This is a genomic window from Gammaproteobacteria bacterium, from assembly GCA_013697705.1.
In the GTDB taxonomy this organism is placed as follows: domain Bacteria; phylum Pseudomonadota; class Gammaproteobacteria; order UBA6002; family UBA6002; genus UBA6002.
The window spans coordinates 1-18,566 of record JACCWJ010000011.1; the positions used below are offsets into that span (position 1 = coordinate 1).

The 18,566-nt window shown below is 38.3% G+C and carries 12 protein-coding genes; 11 read left to right on the forward strand and 1 reads right to left on the reverse strand.

Annotation, left to right across the window (positions count from 1 at the left end):
- Window positions 1-201 precede the first annotated feature (201 nt).
- The 9 genes from H0U71_02975 (at window position 202) to purF (ending at window position 8,548) form a co-directional block, all read left to right on the forward strand.
- Complete coding sequence (locus H0U71_02975) at window positions 202-480, forward strand: hypothetical protein (GenBank protein MBA2654014.1); 279 nt, start codon at window positions 202-204, stop codon at window positions 478-480.
- A 76-nt stretch (window positions 481-556) separates the two neighbouring features.
- Window positions 557-1,681: a hypothetical protein gene (locus H0U71_02980; GenBank protein ID MBA2654015.1), complete on the forward strand. Its 1,125-nt coding sequence runs from the start codon at window positions 557-559 to the stop codon at window positions 1,679-1,681.
- Window positions 1,681-2,463 carry a tRNA pseudouridine(38-40) synthase TruA gene (truA, locus tag H0U71_02985; protein ID MBA2654016.1) on the forward strand — a complete coding sequence of 261 codons (783 nt, stop codon included), beginning with the start codon at window positions 1,681-1,683 and terminating at the stop codon, window positions 2,461-2,463. The genes H0U71_02980 and truA overlap by 1 nt, the downstream gene beginning before the upstream one ends.
- Before the next feature lie 40 nt (window positions 2,464-2,503).
- Complete coding sequence (locus tag H0U71_02990; GenBank protein ID MBA2654017.1) at window positions 2,504-3,562, forward strand: undecaprenyldiphospho-muramoylpentapeptide beta-N-acetylglucosaminyltransferase; 1,059 nt, start codon at window positions 2,504-2,506, stop codon at window positions 3,560-3,562.
- A gap of 41 nt (window positions 3,563-3,603) precedes the next feature.
- Complete coding sequence (locus H0U71_02995) at window positions 3,604-4,488, forward strand: acetyl-CoA carboxylase carboxyltransferase subunit beta (GenBank protein MBA2654018.1); 885 nt, start codon at window positions 3,604-3,606, stop codon at window positions 4,486-4,488.
- 9 nt (window positions 4,489-4,497) lie between these two features.
- Window positions 4,498-5,751, forward strand: a complete 1,254-nt coding sequence (gene folC, locus H0U71_03000) for a bifunctional tetrahydrofolate synthase/dihydrofolate synthase (GenBank protein ID MBA2654019.1) — start codon at window positions 4,498-4,500, stop codon at window positions 5,749-5,751.
- A gap of 17 nt (window positions 5,752-5,768) precedes the next feature.
- Complete coding sequence (locus H0U71_03005) at window positions 5,769-6,500, forward strand: SPOR domain-containing protein (GenBank protein ID MBA2654020.1); 732 nt, start codon at window positions 5,769-5,771, stop codon at window positions 6,498-6,500.
- Entirely contained in the window at window positions 6,497-7,036 is a 540-nt protein-coding gene (locus H0U71_03010; GenBank protein ID MBA2654021.1) for a CvpA family protein, read from the forward strand. Before H0U71_03005 ends, H0U71_03010 begins: the two co-directional genes overlap by 4 nt.
- Complete coding sequence (purF, locus tag H0U71_03015) at window positions 7,037-8,548, forward strand: amidophosphoribosyltransferase (GenBank protein ID MBA2654022.1); 1,512 nt, start codon at window positions 7,037-7,039, stop codon at window positions 8,546-8,548.
- An 87-nt stretch (window positions 8,549-8,635) separates the two neighbouring features.
- Here purF and H0U71_03020 read toward each other — a convergent pair whose 3' ends face one another.
- Complete coding sequence (locus H0U71_03020) at window positions 8,636-9,643, reverse strand: hypothetical protein (GenBank protein MBA2654023.1); 1,008 nt, start codon at window positions 9,641-9,643, stop codon at window positions 8,636-8,638.
- Between the two features lie 75 nt (window positions 9,644-9,718).
- Between H0U71_03020 and H0U71_03025 the strand changes: the two genes are divergently transcribed.
- The gene (locus H0U71_03025) at window positions 9,719-10,324 is read left to right on the forward strand and encodes a tRNA-(ms[2]io[6]A)-hydroxylase (protein MBA2654024.1); all 606 of its coding nucleotides are present in this window, start codon (window positions 9,719-9,721) and stop codon (window positions 10,322-10,324) included.
- A 448-nt stretch (window positions 10,325-10,772) separates the two neighbouring features.
- Window positions 10,773-18,551, forward strand: a complete 7,779-nt coding sequence (locus H0U71_03030) for a hypothetical protein (GenBank protein MBA2654025.1) — start codon at window positions 10,773-10,775, stop codon at window positions 18,549-18,551.
- The last annotated feature ends 15 nt before the right edge of the window (window positions 18,552-18,566 follow it).

Here is an 18,566-nt window from a genome sequence, read left to right on the forward strand (position 1 = left end):
GCGGGATCCAGATCCGAGGCTGGATCCCGCGAATAAATCGCGGGACGACGTGGGGGAGTGGGTTACGGTACAACGTAAGTAGAACCAATTTTTGTCCAGTAGAAAGGAAAGTTTTACTATTTTCAGAGGGTTAAGGATTCTTTAAGTTTCATTTGATATCTTTATATTAAGAACGTAAGTTTTTAAATTAAGGTGAATTTCATGACTAAAGATATCTTGGAAATGACTAAGGGCATGCAGCTTGAAGTGGCGCAGCGATTCACTAATTTTCTTCTAACCGCTTTAAAATCTCTCAGCTCTTTAGCTGAAAAAGCGTTAGCCAGATCGCGTCAAAGCGAAGATATCAATACGGTCAAGTTATCCGCTGTAGGCAGGCCCCCGTTTGTCTCCCCTAAGGGATTACCCCAAGATTTACAACTTAGTAGAGAACAAAAGTTGCTAGATGTTTCTGACGAGTCCCCCCAACCACGTCCTCGCTAAACCCTTGTCTTAGAACTAGAAGATTAGCGCTTTATCCGCTATGATTTACATCCTTTTACTGGAAGGAGTAAATCCCTTGCGAAAAATTATACATAGCCTGTTATTGACCTTATTAATTACGACTTCGGGCATGGCATATTCAAGTTGGCATATTTATGGCCCTACCCTTGAAAATGAGCATCTCTATCGAATTGCTCTTCGAGTAAGACCTGCTCCTGTGTTCAGTGTGCAGCAAATGATGGTAGCGTTGCTGGATGCAAACCCGTCTGCTTTTAATCACCACAATATTAATGGGTTGAAGTCAGGGTATCAGTTACGTATTCCCGGCCCTCAAGAAGTCGCAAGAATTAGTCACCTGAATGCCGTGCATATTGTTAATCAACAAAACAGAGAATGGTTGGGAAATTACCCGAAATCGTCACATGTTGCTGCGAAAGTTACAAAGTCGGCGCATCTTAAGCATGCTCGCCATGAAGCAGCCATTCATCCCGTTGCCGCTTTAACACCGGAAAAACCAGAACCCAAACACATAAAAAAAGCTCCCGAAGCAACTGCGAGTTCTTTAATAGAAATAGCAAATGGGCAACAAGCATCAAACGCATCGCTGCCAGCTCCAACTGCAGCAGTGACCCCAACAGAAAGTAAAGTCCAGGAAACTGCGAGTACTAATGACAAAGTGACTGATGCTGCGGCCAGCGAAAAAATGGATAGCTTCATCGCAGAAACTAAAAAATATGAAGTAGAAACAAATACCCAGTTAGCTAATTTGCAACAACAAACCAGAACCTTACAAACCAGTGTTACCCAAGTTAATAAAGATCTTCAGACACTTACTTATCAATTTATTCAGTTGACTAACAAGACTAAAGCCAGTGGATCGAATTTACCTACCAAAATGATTATTGATGGACTGAAAAAAAATGCGATAGGATTATCTTTAGGGTTGCTAGCCTTGATACTTTTATCCTATTTACTCAAACGATCTTTTCGTCCCCGAGCCACAGCGACTGCCCGAAAAGACGAGTACGATTATATGGGAAGTAAGGAAAGTATTCCGAGTAAACTTGATTTGGCCAGTGCCTATATTGATATGGGAGACTATTCAGCAGCTGAAGTAGCTCTTAAAGAAGTCTTGGCTAAAGGCAATGAAGAACAAAAAAAAGGCGCGCGGGATCTGCTAGGTAAGATGAATCAGAGATAATGAGAATTGCATTAGGAGTCGAATATAATGGCTCAGGATTTCATGGTTGGCAGATTCAAGAAAATTTAATAACGCTCCAAAGAACGTTAGAGAATGCTCTTTCAAAAGTGGCTGCTGAATCTGTCACAGTGATTTGTGCTGGGAGAACCGACGCGGGGGTGCATGCCACTAATCAAGTCGTGCACTTTGAAACAAGTGCAGAACGCGATCTCAGGGCTTGGATTCAAGGTACTAATAGCTACTTACCACGTAGCATAAGTGTCAAATGGGCTCAAGTTGTGGATGAGGCTTTCAGTGCTCGATTTTCGGCAATTTCTCGGCGTTATCAATATTTTATTTATAATAATGATGTTCGTTCAAGTTTGTATTCTTCAATGACTACCTGGGTGCGTCGTTCACTGGATGAAACCCAAATGGACGCTGCCTCCAAATTTTTAATTGGAGAACATGATTTTTCTTCTTTCAGAAGCGCAGATTGCCAGTCGCGTACGCCCAAGAGGCATGTATTTGCGGTAAATGTCTCGCGACGCAATGAACTTGTCATCCTTGATATTATTGCAAATAGTTTCTTACATCATATGGTCAGGAATATCGCGGGAGTACTCATTGAAATTGGAGAAGGCAGAAAAGAAACCGAATGGTGCAAAGAACTGATTAGCGTGAAAAATAGAAGCCTAGCAAGCAAAACAGCGCCGCCTTTTGGGCTTTATTTAACGGGTGTGCGCTATCCTGATCATTATGCGCTTCCTTGTGATTTTAGAAGTCCTTTCTTTAATGGATAATATCTTGATAAAATCCAAGCAAATAGAATAGGGTTGAACGATGCAAACAATTTTATTTACGGGGGGCGGGAGTGCCGGCCACGTAACGCCAAACATTGCGCTAATCAATAAATTTCTTGCTGCGGGTTGGAATGTTGCTTATGCAGGTTCTAAAAGAGGTATTGAGAAAGATATTATTCAACACCTTAAAGTTTCCTATTACAGTATTGCGGCCGGTAAGTTAAGAAGATATTTCAGCTGGCGAACGTTCACTGAGCCTTTTGTGATATTAATAGGGATTATTCAAGCATTTTTCCTCTGTCGTAAATTAAAACCCAATATTATATTCTCCAAAGGAGGCTTTGTAGCGTTTCCCATTGTGGTTGGCGCCTGGCTCAATCGCATACCCGTGGTAATTCATGAATCGGATTTGACGCCTGGATTAGCCAATAAATTAAGCTTCCCCTTTGCCAGTAAGATTTGTGTCACTTTTGAAGAAGGCGCTGCACACATTACTTCACGTAATATTGTGGTGACCGGCACACCTATACGAGACTCACTTCTGGAAGGTTTGCCAGAGCGGGGCAGAAATTTTTGTCAATTTGGCAGTGATCCTGTTTTATTAGTCTTAGGGGGAGGCCAGGGAGCCGCTATCATTAATCAAACCATTCGGACTATTTTGCCCAAATTGCTGAGCACTTATCAAATTGCGCATATTTGTGGTAAAGGAAAATTAGATAATAACTATAACAATGATCGTTATAGACAATTTGAATATTTAAATGATGAGCTTGCTGATCTTTTTGCCTGTTCTGATTTGGTGATTTCAAGAGCGGGTGCTAATTCACTTTATGAACTACTCAAATTACGCAAACCTCATATTTTAATTCCCTTGTCCAGAAGAGCGAGCAGGGGGGACCAAATAATAAACGCGGCTTACTTTGCTAAACGAGGGTTAAGCAATGTGCTTTATGAAGAAAACTTAACTGGCGATAGTCTACTTACGATGATCCAAGAAGTTTTTTCAAACAAACATGAGTTGGGTCAACGACTACTTGATTTTACGTTGCCAGATAGCAATCAATTAATTTATAAAGAAATCATTCAATTGACAAAGTAGCAGATATGCCAAATGTTGATCACAGTTGAATAAGGGACAATATGAGCTGGTTAAAAAAATTAATTCCTACAAAAGTTAGCACAGTATCAAGTGAGAAAAAGGGTGTACCAGAAGGAATTTGGACGAAATGTCCAGGTTGTGATGCTATTCTTTATGCGGCTGAATTAACCAAAAATTTAGGAGTGTGTCCTAAATGTTCGTTTCATACGCGTATCAAGGCGCGTGACCGTCTGGAGTTGTTTTTAGATCCTGAAAATAAAATTGAACTCGCTACAGAGGTTACTGCCGTTGATTTCCTAAAGTTTCGTGATACTAAAAAATATAAAGATAGATTAATCGCTGCACAGAAAAAATCGGGCGAAAAAGACGCCTTAATTGTTTTTCAAGGCTATCTTTTTGGAATGTCTGTAGTGGCTTGCGCTTTTGAATTTGATTTCATTGGTGGCTCTATGGGGAGTGCAGTAGGAGAGCGATTTGTTCAAGCTGCCGATGCCAGTTTTAATTCTCAAATCCCCCTGGTCTGTTTTTCAACTAGTGGTGGAGCGCGTATGCAAGAGGGATTAACGTCTCTTTTTCAAATGGCGAAAACAAGCGCAGCATTAGCGCGCAATTCGAAAAAAGGTATTCCCTTTATATCAGTGTTGACAGACCCAACTACCGGGGGCGTTTCTGCCAGTCTAGCGATGTTGGGGGATATTATTATCGCAGAACCCAGAGCGTTAATTGGTTTTGCAGGGCCGCGAGTTATTGAGCAAACAGTGCGTGAAAAACTCCCAGAAGGCTTTCAGCGGAGTGAGTTTTTGTTGGAACATGGCGCTATTGATATGATTATTGACAGACGCGATCTTCGAACCCGTATTGCAAAACTTCTTGCCAAACTAACCCATAAGCATGCTGTGAATCTTCCCGAAAATGAAACTATTTAATTTAAACTTATGACACTCGAAAAATGGTTATCTAGAATAGAGTCGCTGCATTCTCACACAATTGTTATGGGATTAGAGAGAGTTCGTGCGATTGCCGCTTCCCTTAATCTGAGTCATTTTTCTTGTCCCGTCATTTTAATTGGGGGCACTAATGGCAAAGGTTCCTCGGTTAAATTTGTAGCCTCCATTTTGCAAGCAAATGGTTATCAAGTGGGTACGTATACGTCTCCGCATTTACTTCACTTCAATGAACGAATTTGTATTAATGATCAGCCAGTTACAGATGAAATATTAAGTGATGCTTTCGAAGTAATTGATCGGGCGCGACAGACCGTTGTGCTTACTTTTTTTGAGTTTACGACCTTAGCGGCGTTATGGATATTCAAACAGGCTAAACTTGACGCGCTCATTTTAGAAGTAGGGATGGGCGGACGTTTAGATGCAGTGAATATTGTCGAGGCCGATATTGCTGTTGTGACTTCGGTGGATATGGATCATATGGAATGGTTAGGTGAAACTAGAGAAGAAATAGGCTATGAGAAAGCCGGAATTTTTAAACCCACTAAAGTTGCTATATGTGGCGATTTGTTTCCTCCTGAAAGTGTGAAACAACGCGCTCGCGATTTGGCATGTCCATTCTATTGCATAGGTAAAGATTTTAGCTTTGAACGCGATAATAACAGTTGGTCTTGGCATTCAACTGATTTAATATTTGAACATCTGCCCATCCCTAGGTTATCTCTCACTAATGCAGCCATTGCCTTGATGGTAATTTCAAAACTGCAGGAGCGATTACCCGTTTCCTTCGCCGCTGTTAGGGAGGGATTACAACAAGCAGCATTACCAGGGCGTTTTCAAAAAATAGGGAAGATCATTTTAGATGTAGCTCATAATCCAGCTGCGGCAGCTATGTTAGCGAATAATCTAAATCAGCTAAACCATAACGGAAGGTTGATAGGCGTCGTAGGCATGTTGGCTGACAAAGATATATCCGCCACTCTGCAGCCCTTATTTCCGTTGATTCAAGAATGGCATTTGGGAACGCTGTCTGTAAAAAGAGGGGCAGAAGCAACATTACTCGCTCGGTCGTTCAAGGATATTCCAAATGTAAACTGTTATACTTATGATGCTATATCGAGTGCATTTAATGCAGCCTCGAACAATGCAACCACTAATGATAAAATCATTGTGTTCGGATCATTTTATACCGTGGCTGAAGTTTTATCAGTATTGTCTTCTCAAGTTAATTTATGTAGTGAATAGTTTAAAAAGAGGTGAACGTGACGGGTCAATTAAAACAGCGTATTGTGGGCGGAATCGTACTCTTATTTCTAGCGATGATTATCCTTCCATGGTTATTTACCAATAATCAATCCTCATTGGTACCACAAAAAAATAGTCGTAAAAAAGAAAAACTGGCGACGAATGATTTTCCAGAAATGCTGGACGAAGCGCCTCAAATGGTAAAGCCCATTGCAGATAAAATTGACACTCCTGAAAGTGCACCCATTGTAAACCCGAGCTCTCCCGCGAAAAAAATCGATGATAATTCCGAACGAATCATGCAAGTAAACCCTACAAAAATAAGCAATATTGAAAATTCAATTGTGCATACCGCGCCTGATACAGAGCCACCACCTGTACCTATCATTCACCAAAAAGCCAAGGCAAAATCTTCTCCGCCAAAAGAATTTAAAACCCCTGATTTTGAAAAAGTTAAAACACCTGTTATAGCGGAACTCACAAAAGTTAAAAAACAAGCGAAGTCACTCGAGAAAAATTGGGCTGTGCAACTGGGAAGTTTTACGAATAAAGCGAATGCGGCCAAATTAGTACAGCAGTTAAAAACTAAGGGCTATATCACTTATGTAAAAACGACTAAGTCTGCAAACAATGTGATCACCAAGGTGTTTGTTGGTCTTGAGGCTGAGCGTCATAGTGCAGAAATAATGATGATGAAAATTGAAAAATCATTGGATATACACGGTGTCATAGTGAAGATGAATCCATGAACCAACTCGCTACACATGCCTTGACTTGGGTTGATTATTTTATAATCGTTGTCATTTTATTCTCTACGTTAATAAGCCTTATGCGTGGATTTATTGCGGAAGCAATTTCATTATTGACGTGGATCGTGGCTACCGTTGTGGCCTTCCAATCAGCAGGCCGGGTAGGAATGCTATTATCTAGATTAATCCACACCCCTTCGCTGCGCTTAATTATTGGCTTTTTGATTGTATTTATTCTTATTCTGATTATTGGGTCGGTGATTAATCATTTTCTGGGAGTTTTTATTAGCAGTACTGGATTATCCGGTACTAATCGAATACTTGGAATGATTTTTGGTTTTGCGCGCGGTGTGCTTTTGATTGCCATCTTTATTTTATTTGCAAAAATGACTTCAGCCGTTAAAGAATCGTGGTGGCAGGCCTCGCAGTTGATTCCTTATTTTTATAGCGTTTCTGATTGGCTGCAGCAATTTATACCGTTGCATGTTAATGGCTTTTCTCATTACTTTGCTAAACCTCAACCGGGAAGTTCGTAGATGTGTGGAGTGATTGGTACTGTAGCAAAAAATAATGTTAACCAAGATATTTATGATGCATTGACGGCTATGCAACACCGTGGCCAAGATGCAGCAGGAATTATGACTAGCAAGGACAGCAAAATAGCATTAAGAAAATCAAATGGCTTAGTGAGAGATGCGCTGCATGCAAAGCATATGCTACGTTTGCAAGGTAATATGGGCATCGGGCATGTGCGTTATCCTACGGCAGGGAGTGGGAGTGCGGCAGAAGCGCAACCCTTTTATGTCAATTCACCTTATGGTTTAGCTATTGCTCATAATGGTAATCTAATTAATGCGGAAGAATTGACAAAAAATATACTTGAAGCCGATTTGCGGCATTTAAATACGCATTCTGATTCGGAAGTGCTGCTCAATGTCTTTGCGCATGAGTTGCAGCGGTTAGGAAAGATTAATTTGCAACCTGAAGATATTTTTACTGCCATAAAGGCAGTGCACAGAAGATGCATTGGCGCCTATGTTTGTGTCATTTTAATTGCAAATTTTGGGATCGTCGGTTTTCGAGATCCTTATGGAATTCGTCCTGCTGTCTGGGGTAAGCGGGAATCTGAATTAGGGGCCGAGTATATGATCGCCTCTGAAAGTGTGGCCTTAGATGCATTGGGTTATACATTGCAAGATGACATTCAACCGGGTGAAGCAGTTTTCATTTCACAAAACGGCGAACTATTTCGCGAGCAATGCGCGAGTAAACCTATTTTATCGCCTTGTCTTTTCGAATATATTTATTTAGCCAGGCCCGATTCAATTGTTGATGGCGTGTATGTTCATCAAATACGTACCATGATGGGAGAGCTACTCGCAAAAAAAATAATGCAAAAAATTCCCGATCACGATATTGATGTAGTGATTCCCATTCCAGATACCAGTCGGACAGCCGCCTTACCTTTAGCCGCAATGTTAGGGGTTAAATATACGGAAGGTTTCGTCAAAAATAGATATGTGGGACGTACTTTTATAATGCCCGGTCAAACCCAGCGTCGAAAATCGGTCCGTCAAAAACTTAATCCAATTTCATTAGAGTTTAAAAATAAAAATGTTTTGTTGGTGGATGATTCTATTGTTCGGGGAACCACTTCAAAAGAAATAATTCAGATGGCACGAGATGCAGGCGCTAAGAAAGTTTATTTTGCTTCTGCTGCGCCTGAAGTGAAATTTCCGAATGTGTATGGTATCGATATGCCCACTACTGATGAACTCATTGCCCATGACAAAACACCTTCCGAAATAGCTGAAATTATCGGGGCCGACTGGGTCATCTTCCAAGACCTCAAAGATCTTTATGACGCGGTTCACATCTGTAATCCCAAAATAACGCACCTGGAAGATTCTATTTTTACGGGTAAATATATTACTGGGGGGGTGGATGAAGCCTATTTGGATAAGTTGCATGGATTACGCAGCGATAAAGCAAAATCTGGTTCTACGACCGTGAATGGACAAATAGTTGAGATCTATAATGAAGTTTAATTTCCGCTTATCTTAACCTAGTCTTTTTTTTCCTGAAATTTATTTCACACCGGAAACAATTTTCAACCGATAACGGGGACGTAGGAGTTATCGAGGTCCCATCGAGCTGGCGGGAGCACGCTGTATCGCTTCTTCCACCTTTGCATTAATGTCTTCAAGATTGGTAACGCTTTTAACTTGCTCTAAACGATCAGTGCTCATTCTCACTAATATGTTATGGTTCTCTTGTGCAACTTCTAAGATTGGCTCAATTTTATGAATTTGAAGCGTTTTTATTTCATCAGTTTGTTGATGATGGAGTTGTTCAGCTTCATGCGCTGCTTGCTTGAAAAAGTCTTCTAGCTTTTCCATATGTTGCGGGGTTCTCTCAGAAGAAGGCAATACTGATCTAATAGCCAAATAGGCTTTCATTTTGAAGTAGGTAGCAAAGTCCGGGTGGTCAAGTTTAACCAATCTTTCTAGCTTAGCAGGAGGCAGGTCTTGAGTAACGATAACCCGGTCAGTAAATTTGTCTATGGTATATTGTAAGTCTTGTCTTAATAGATTGTTTATTTCCTCTTCGGGAATATGGAGAGATTCAAGTTCCACACGCAGCTTGTCTAAATGTTTTTCTCTGTATTGCTGCCAATCGCTGTTATGTTTACTGACTATTTTGAATGATGCTTCAGTTTCTGTTAGAAGAGAGTGTTGGTGATTTACCGAATCGTTAATAGTTTGAAGATATTTCCATTGTTGATTGAGAGAACTTTGAATATTGCTCAGCACCTTTTTGGTGGCTTCAGATTTTGTCTCTTTCTTTTTCTGTTCAAGGTCGCTTAACGTAACATTAACGAAAGGAAATTGTTCCTCAAGCGAATCTTTATCTTGTATAATTTTTCGGTCCGCCCTAATAAACGCAACATAGGGACCGCTAATTATTTCTTTCAAATATTTATTTTGCGGATGCGATAGTGCCTGATCAATTTGGCTTTGATTAAGGATAGTGATATCGAGTATGTCCACCGATTTAGAGGAAGGTTGGCGTGAGTCCTCTACAATCTGTTGACTGACCGGCGGTGAAAAACCTAAAAACAATCTTGCATAAGTGGATGCCATAATTAACCTTTTTCATGACCTTTTAACGAATTATAACACACTAGCAAGCGTATAAAACAACACAGTAGAGGGCTTATGGTAAATTATACCATCGATACTTTTCTCCAGTGTGAAACCCCTGACTCCTGGCTTAAAGCAGCGTTAAATAATATCCCCTTGCTGTTACTCGATCACGCCCATTGTGAGAAAAAAGCCGCAGCAACTGCGTTGAGCCTGATCAATCGTTATAGCAATAAGTCATTATTACTTCACAAAATGTCGCGGCTTTCGAGGGAAGAGCTTCGCCATTTTGAACAAGTGCTTGTCATTATTGAGGGGCGGGGAGAAAGGTTCCGCCAATTAAAACCCGGGAGATATATCGCCTCCTTATACCAATTGGTCACTCCCTATGAATCTATGAAACTGATTGATTCACTTATCTTAGGCGCTTTTATTGAAGCTCGATCATGCGAACGATTCCGGCTATTATCGGATTATCTTGAACCGGAATTAGCTACTTTTTACCGCAAACTCTATTTGGCGGAAGCAAGGCATTTCCAAGAATATTTACTGCTTGCAGCGCACTTTGCAGAAGATAAGCTCGATGAGCGGATCTTATTTTTCGGCCAACATGAAGCAAAACTTATCCTGGAAAAAGACGCTGTCTTTCGTTTTCATAGCGGCGTTCCTGAGGGAGACTAGCAGACTTTTTTAAATTTGATAACTAATTCGGATTAATATGTCGTGTGCTATCCTATCCTCTATTAATAAATTATAAAAAATTGGAGCTGATAGCTTACAGGGCACTAGATTTTTCAGATTAGATTAATCGTGACAAGCATTCTTGAGCAAGTATAGGGTTTAGAAAAAAGGCGACTGATGTTGTACCCTCTTTATTGACCCATTGTTTATTTCAATGGAATCGCTCTATCTTCATAACGATATAATATTCACTTCTTCATAAGCTTCTTATTTTTTCATCATATTAGTAATATTTTTTAATAGGTCCTTGGTATAGGGTCGAATTTCGAATTAATTGCTTCTTAGTGGGGCTTAAATGCTTTTTGTTAATATAGTGTTAACAATAGCCACCTATACTTAAAATATGCTTAATTTCGCGCCTAATTCATGATATTTAGGAATAGCTCCGATGCCTTTTTACACCAAAAAATTTATTGATGAAGCGTTAAGAATAAAAAGCAACAGTAATGTTTCTGAAATTACAACCAGTTATCACGCTTCTGGGCCTGACAGCTATTATGATTCATGGTTAGGCTTAATTGAAAACAATTCTAATGCATGGATTATGCAAGAGGGCGATCCCCAGCGTAATGCCAAAACGAAAATAATAATCAGTAGCTTGCTCTTTCGAGATACGCCACCTGACCCTGTCATGTATTCTTTCATAAATCAATTATTAACATATCCATCGATTGAAGTTTATTTATGGCTTGGAAAAAATGTTAGATTTGCTGAGTCAAAACCTATTAGTAATTCAGCACAATTGTGGCAAACTCGTCAACAACTCACTTCAATGAAAGGAGAAGATGTCAAACACGCTTTGTCACACCAAGGACAATCATTTGATGACATAAAAATTATTGATGATGCAGAGTATACAAATCTAATTAGTATATTAAAAATATCCAGTCGTACTTTAACTCTACCTTTATCCTATATCGATTTAGACAAGTATTTTGAAAACATTGATGTTTCAAAATTAACGTGCGTGGATATATATAATATTCTATCTGTAACTCAAGAAGAAATAGATTTCGTTAAAAAACTGCCTAATATAGCTCACATAATTATAAATATTTATATCAATAGCGGTGGTTGTTATGATGCAATTATCGGTAATGTAACTAAGCATAAATCCAATTATGCATTAAACATTATGTGTGATAGATACAAACAAATAACAATTGCGTCTGATCCAGGTCGGAGAGAAGTTCAGCATATTAATTTAATGAGTAGTCCACATAATATTCTTGAAGAATTAACTGTCAAATATTTTAACTTAAACATATTGGATTTACAGGCTTGCAGCAAACTTCGTCGGTTGACGATATCGGAGAGTAGTTTAAAGCAGATTGATTTAACCTGTTGCCATAGCTTAGAAGAACTTGACATACAAGGTAATTCAGCAGGCAATGATTTAGAACTTGATTTAAGAAGCTGTCACTTATTAAAGAAATTAATAATAAAGAACGTACCTATCAAATCGATTATATTTGATCAGAACGCAACGTTGTCATATTTGGAAATAGATGATTATTTGCACTCTTTAGAAATAACCCATGCTCCTTCCACTGAGCATTATGTGGGTCCTGCTATACTGTGCATGCGAAATAATAACAATAATAAAGCTATTGAAGCGCGTAAAACTATTTATTTCACAAATGCTGAAGGCTTGTCCGAATTCAAAGTGCCAGGAAGTTTAACAACATTAAACATACCACATGAATTACAATCATTTACCTTAGATATAGCGGACGCTAAGCAGCTAGAGGCGCTGTGTATAAATAGCGGTCAACTTGAACTGATAGGCGAGGAACAATTACGTGTTTTGACCCTAAAAACCTTGAAATTAGCCAATCTAAATTATCAAAAAGTTTCCAGGATACTTAACATAATAAAACCAAGTTTGAATAAACTAACTATTCAGAATTTAGATGCAAGTATCATCGAATTATTAAGTAGGCATACACAATTACATGAACTAACTGTTACCACTATAACTTCGAATATACAGCTATCAAAAATAACAAATCTTAAATCTATGATAGTGAATGGCAGAATCGAAAATCCTGTTGAAATTGATATCATGAATTGTGTTAATTTAACAGAGTTTGAGATACCTAATCCTGATAACGTTTGCATCCTGGGAAATTTTAATAATGTACCAAAAACAATAAGTTTAAATGATAATAATCTGCAGCCACTATCTTCACAACAAATAAAGCTCTCTTCTTACAACTTAGATTGTATAGCTGATTTACCAAACGCTAAACTGTTAGTGTTAAGTAATGGTAGCAAAGAATCATTGAAAATTAGTAACTACCCGTTATTACAAGTAATCTCGATTGCTCAAGGAAGAAGTAATATAATTAATTTGTCATTGCTACCAGCATTAGTAGAATTCACAATAACAGATTCCGACTGTGAAACTATAATAGGGGATGACATATTATATGGTTTAAAAGTCTTAGAAGTCACTAATTGCAAAAAAATAAAAAATATTGATTTAACAGTAATGCCAAATTTGGAATCGATAATCATAACTTCTTGCCCACAGTTAAATACTCTCGATTTCTCATTTTTGAAATATATTAAACATATATATATCGAGACAATGCAACCTGCCATTGATCTATCTAACAACATTAATTTAGAAAGCCTCAGTGTCACGGGAAACTTTGAAATCATTAACACTGAAAAATTACCCAATCTAAAATATTTAGATGTTCATTGCGTACTTCAAAATAAAATACTACAGGTCAAGAGCAACTATTGCCCGAAATTAAAAGATATACGCATATTCAGTCATACCCTTGATTTAACTATTAAAAATAGTATCAATATAAAATATATGCACATTCATCATACGGGACTACATTTAAGGATACAGGGGATAACGCGATTATTTAGCCTAAGAAAATTCCTGTATGAGGGGCAGCTTAAGATGCAAAATGAGGTTATTTACAATTTGCCTGCTAATTGCCAATATACAGATGCTTCGACTGAATCAAGGTACAAACATGTAACTAATATAGCTAAAAAAATACGTGCAGCTCTGAAACAAGCGCCTAATTTCAACGATGATGTTGATAATGTAAAAAGATTTAATGAGAGAAGTCCCGTCTCTATTTATCAGCATCGTGATAAACGTATTCCTGACAACAAAACAGGTAAGAACCTTACTCCGTTTCACGCCCAAGGTCAGTTTTCAGTTACATTCATTGATCCCTATGAGCAAGCTGAACCAGATAATTATCATATAATCATATTGGATCGGATAATTTCACAAGATAACCAACTTAAATTTATAACAGATCATCAGTTTACACTGCCTCATGATTTTCTGATTGAACCATCAACAAAAGAGAATAAATGTGCACTATTTAGTCACCAAGATAACAATGCTATCATCGGCAGGTTAGTGGGTGACAATATTGATGCAGATGTATTTTATTCATTACCCTCAAAAACTGCACTAGGTAGCAAAAAATCTTTATTACGATTAATGACAGACCATTCTGATGATATAAGCTTATATTGGAATGAGAAGCACAAACAGTTTTATATCAAAGCAAAAAAACCCATACCCCATCTCGTTTTCATTTATGAATTTTCGAGAACAAAAATTTATGAACAATTACCACGTAATGCCACTATCAAACCTTGTGACCAGCCTTTATTATCAGATGACATTATTCAATTTATTAATGATGCGCAACCAATGCTACCTCAAGAATTGCAATTTATATTTCATAATTCCCTATCGTTAACTGAAAAAATAATGTCATTAGCACGCTATTTTATCGAATTTAAAGATGTAGAGTTAGATGAAGCAGTGGAAGATGGCACTATTAATACGCTACTTCAGATTATTGCTGAAAATAGAGGAGTGTGTCGGCACCGTAGCTCTTCTATGCTTCTATTAGCACAATACTTAGGTGCTAATCTAATACAAATTGAAAATGAGCAACATAGTTTTTGTTTGGCATTTTTTACCTTACAAGATGGAACAGAGCTGCAACTATTACCCATCCATATGGGTGGAACTGGTACATTAGACAGTACCCCCATTAATGTGCGTGATAAATTGCTCCAAGATGCATTTAGTGAAGTCGAATCTGCCCAGCTTAATAGCGTTATGGCAAATAATGTAGTGACACCACTAATATTAACACCCGAAGTCGAATCTAATAATGAATTACTTTCTGCAATCATAGAAAGAATATACTTACCGCTTTTCCGCGAGTTAGTGGAATCGCGTCCACTCAGTCATTGGAGTGAATTATTACAACATCATCCCTTGGTTCCCTTAGTTAAATATCAAAAATCGCATCAACCCTTCGTTATTAGCCAACAAATTCACCAGCATAAGAAAAAAATGGGCTCCACGGGGGGATATTTATATATAAATAAGCCGGAAGATTTCGCATTCTATTTTGACTGTTTCCAAATCAGTGGTGGTAAACGCCTATTACGTGATGGACCCTTAAAAGAATTAATTAATCAAGGCGGGGTTCTGGTCATAAATTGGGATAATTTTACTGCAACCCAAATGGCCAGTTATAAAAGTATTTTAGATCAAGTCGCCACCATTTTAGGTGCTCCCATTAGTAAACAAAAAGTTAAAGTGATTGGTATCACTCGTGATTTACAAACCACCTGCTCAGCCTTCTTAACACGGTGCAAATTATTTTCACTCCCAGATACATTAATCGTTTCTGCATCAACCCAGATTCCAGATAATAACCCGATAGAGTACACAATTAATTTATTCAATAGAGTTCAATGGCGCGAATCTGTATTAGGTAAAATTATTTTTTCCGGAAATTCGCTAGAATTATTCCAAGGAAAATTAGTTGAAGCCATTCAAGCAGGGGGGAATTTAGTCATCATTAATCCGCCTAAAAACAATAACGCATTTGATGAACTCATAAATCGACTTAAATATGATGATTATGTTTTATATAACGGTGAAAAATTAATTATCCCCTCGTCATTTAGTGTCACACTCAAACATGAAGTGAATCATCTCCCTGCAAACAACATTAATCTCTCTGAGAGCATGCCAGACCGCTATAAAAAGCCCATTCATATTGGCTTACATAATATCCATCAATGCTTTGAAAAATTAGCGATTGCTGATAAAAGAGCCAAAACTGACACGCAGGGTTTATTGCATAAATATGACGATGCAAAACATTATTTTTATATTACCGAAATTATCCCTCGATCTGATTGGGACCATCTCAATGCTTATGTTAAGCAACATTATCGTCATAAAACATTTAGTTTTATCTTGGCACCGGGTGCAGCTATCGAGGGCGTTTTAACGAATATAAATCAACCGCGAAAGAATACGTTAAATGATCCCTTAAAAGTAATGCCGTTAGACTGCAATATGATTCTGAGTAACGACCCTGATTTTACAGCTTCGTTATTAATGAAGACGATTGCGCAACAACAAACACACGCCGTTGAAATAATCTATGTTTCTCATCAAACCACCTATGGCGATTTAGTAGCGCAATTAGACATTAACCCTCAAATTGAAACAGGAATGGTTGAGTTTGTTGAGGCTGAAGGAGCGTTTATCAAAGCGCTTAGCGAAGGAAAGTCTATTATTGCCTGTGGTGAATTATCGTATGGTCTGTGCCAAAAATTAAATTCATTCTTGGGAGCTCCCGCTTATTATTATAAAGATGGCAAACGTATCGAATTTGCTCCTCATCAAAAAGTCTACTCAATACAACCTAGTACCGTGACACTTACCGGGGTTTATCAGCATCAATCTATTCAATTTGAACTTGAAGATTATAAAAAAGTCATTGACCCTGTCTTATGCCCGTACCTTGACCAAATCATTGCATTCAATCGATTTGCCCATTACTTACCCTTAGGTGGTGAAGGAAGACCTTTAGATCGTAATTTATCTTTCAAACGCATTGAACGGATGATTCGCGCCATTCAACTACGTCCACGCCATCCACATAACCCTATTAAGGGGTTGTATCATTACGATTACCCGCGAAATACTCAAGATTATGCGTATTTAAATGTGATTGCAAAAATACTCTTTCAAAATGAAACTATTACCTTTGCAACGCGAGGAGATAAATTAAATCAACTAAAAAATGCGTTATCATTAACGACGGTTGACACATTTAAATTACATATTTGGCCTGTATTGAATTGTTTTTCGAAGGATGAATTGTTAACGATTCTGGGCCACGATTTATCTTCACTCGTTACTCAGGGCTATCCTGCCATTGAAAAATCCAAACTTGAATTGGCCTGGCAGTATTTTAACAATGTCACTGCTACTTTAAGCAACGCACCGGAAAACAACGCCTCGGTCATTAAACGCGAACAACAATTATCTGCGTTGCTACAGGACGATAGCACTCACATCGTCATGCTTAAAGGGGCACCCGGTGTCGGAAAAACTCGTACCGCACGTCAACAACTGCGCGCGATGGGTTATGAACCTTATGAAGGTGAAGCCGATATTGCTGCATGGCAATCTGATTTAAACGATAGCGTTTTACTGTTAGATGAAGCAAACATGGCGCTTCCAGGCACCTGGGATAGGTTGAAAGGTTCTATTAATAAGCATAAAAAAATTATCGCCACCTGTAACCCTGAATCCTTTAATCGATATTATCATGATGTATTCCAGCAATATGCGGAAACCATTTATTTTAAAATGCCCACTGACAGTTATACTCAGCTTAAGATTTTAGTGCCCTTATTATTAGAATGCTTAAATGATGAAGAGGCGGTTAGTGTGTCAACGGAGATGTTGCTAGCGTATAATTTGGTGAAGAAATGCAACCCGACTTATTTTTATTCGACACGTGATTTAGAGAATTTATGCCAACGATTCATTGCCATTTACTTACAACAAAGTACTATCGCTTCTGACACTATCACTAAAATACTATACGCCATTTGTGTCAGTGAATTTTCAGGCACTATTTTTTATCCAGCTGAAAGAGACCATTTTAATGCTGAACTTTGCGAAAAATTTGGCGTATCCCCTGAACCCCCACATTCGATAATACACGTTTCAGATACCTGTTTAATTCCAAATGAAAAATCTTATATTATTGATAGTATCGAACAATGTTTATTAATCAGAAATAAAGCGCTGGATGCAAAAAAACTCAGCCAAGATTTTTATTATAAACGCGGCGTATTAATTGAGGGTGACGCTGGTTTAGGGAAATCGTATTTAATTAAGGCCGTGCTAGAGAAGCACGGATTCACCCATCATCAGTCTTCTTGTAATAATAATACGAATAAACATTATTACGAATTATCTGTCAGCAAGGATAATGCGGTAAGAGACACATTGATCACTGCTTATCTTGAGGGTTCAGCCGTTATTTTAGACGAACTGAATTTAGATGAAGCATTAGAAGAACTATTATTGAAATTATTATCGGATGAAAATGTCATAGCAGAAAATGACATTTATTATCTCCCATCATTACCCAAAAAGGATGAGTTGCTCAATTACAAAAACAGCTATATCTGCCTAAATGGAGGAGATGTCTATTATATCAATGAACAAGGCGCTTCCGCTTCCCTCCAAATGAGTGACATAGCAAAATTCCAGGCATTGGTAAATACACGAACAACATCAACCATCGGTTTGAAACAAGCACTGTCCTACAATGAATACAAAGAATTAAAATCGCTATTTGTACCTAAACCGGGCGGTGTCATTTTTGGATCACAAAATTCCAGCTCATTTGCTGGACGCAAATCAGTTTCATCCGCCTTACGGAATCGCTTGCAAGTAATATACATGGAAGAATATTTACAAAAATCGTTGGTCGCTATTGCCGAAACTGCATGTATACCTGAACCTGCTGCCTTCGTCGGTGCTTACCTCAAAACGTGTCTAAATGAATCATATGTTGCCAACATGCGGACATTTTATCATGCACTTACGCTAGCTAAAGAAAGATGCGTGGTATATGAAAAGCAAATTAGGGAAATATATAAGGAAGTCGGAATCACACAGTTGTCTACTAAAGATAAGGAAACAAATAAGAATCATTATTCGTCATATCCTTATGTTTGGAAATCGAAACCGAACATTGAAAGTAGTGCTGAACCTGAACAGAGTGAATCAGAGTCTATGAGCAAACGAGGACAGAGTCTGCGTCGACTAAGAGGGTGATCTGCAAGCAGTAAA

Coding starts and splice junctions, on each gene's coding strand:
- truA (MBA2654016.1), top strand. CDS start 1,681: ATGAGAATTGCATTAGGAGTCGAATATAATGGCTCAGGATTTCATGGT.
- H0U71_03025 (MBA2654024.1), top strand. CDS start 9,719: ATGGTAAATTATACCATCGATACTTTTCTCCAGTGTGAAACCCCTGAC.
- H0U71_02990 (MBA2654017.1), top strand. CDS start 2,504: ATGCAAACAATTTTATTTACGGGGGGCGGGAGTGCCGGCCACGTAACG.
- purF (MBA2654022.1), top strand. CDS start 7,037: ATGTGTGGAGTGATTGGTACTGTAGCAAAAAATAATGTTAACCAAGAT.
- H0U71_03030 (MBA2654025.1), top strand. CDS start 10,773: ATGCCTTTTTACACCAAAAAATTTATTGATGAAGCGTTAAGAATAAAA.
- folC (MBA2654019.1), top strand. CDS start 4,498: ATGACACTCGAAAAATGGTTATCTAGAATAGAGTCGCTGCATTCTCAC.
- H0U71_03010 (MBA2654021.1), top strand. CDS start 6,497: ATGAACCAACTCGCTACACATGCCTTGACTTGGGTTGATTATTTTATA.
- H0U71_02995 (MBA2654018.1), top strand. CDS start 3,604: ATGAGCTGGTTAAAAAAATTAATTCCTACAAAAGTTAGCACAGTATCA.
- H0U71_03020 (MBA2654023.1), bottom strand. CDS start 9,643: ATGGCATCCACTTATGCAAGATTGTTTTTAGGTTTTTCACCGCCGGTC.
- H0U71_02975 (MBA2654014.1), top strand. CDS start 202: ATGACTAAAGATATCTTGGAAATGACTAAGGGCATGCAGCTTGAAGTG.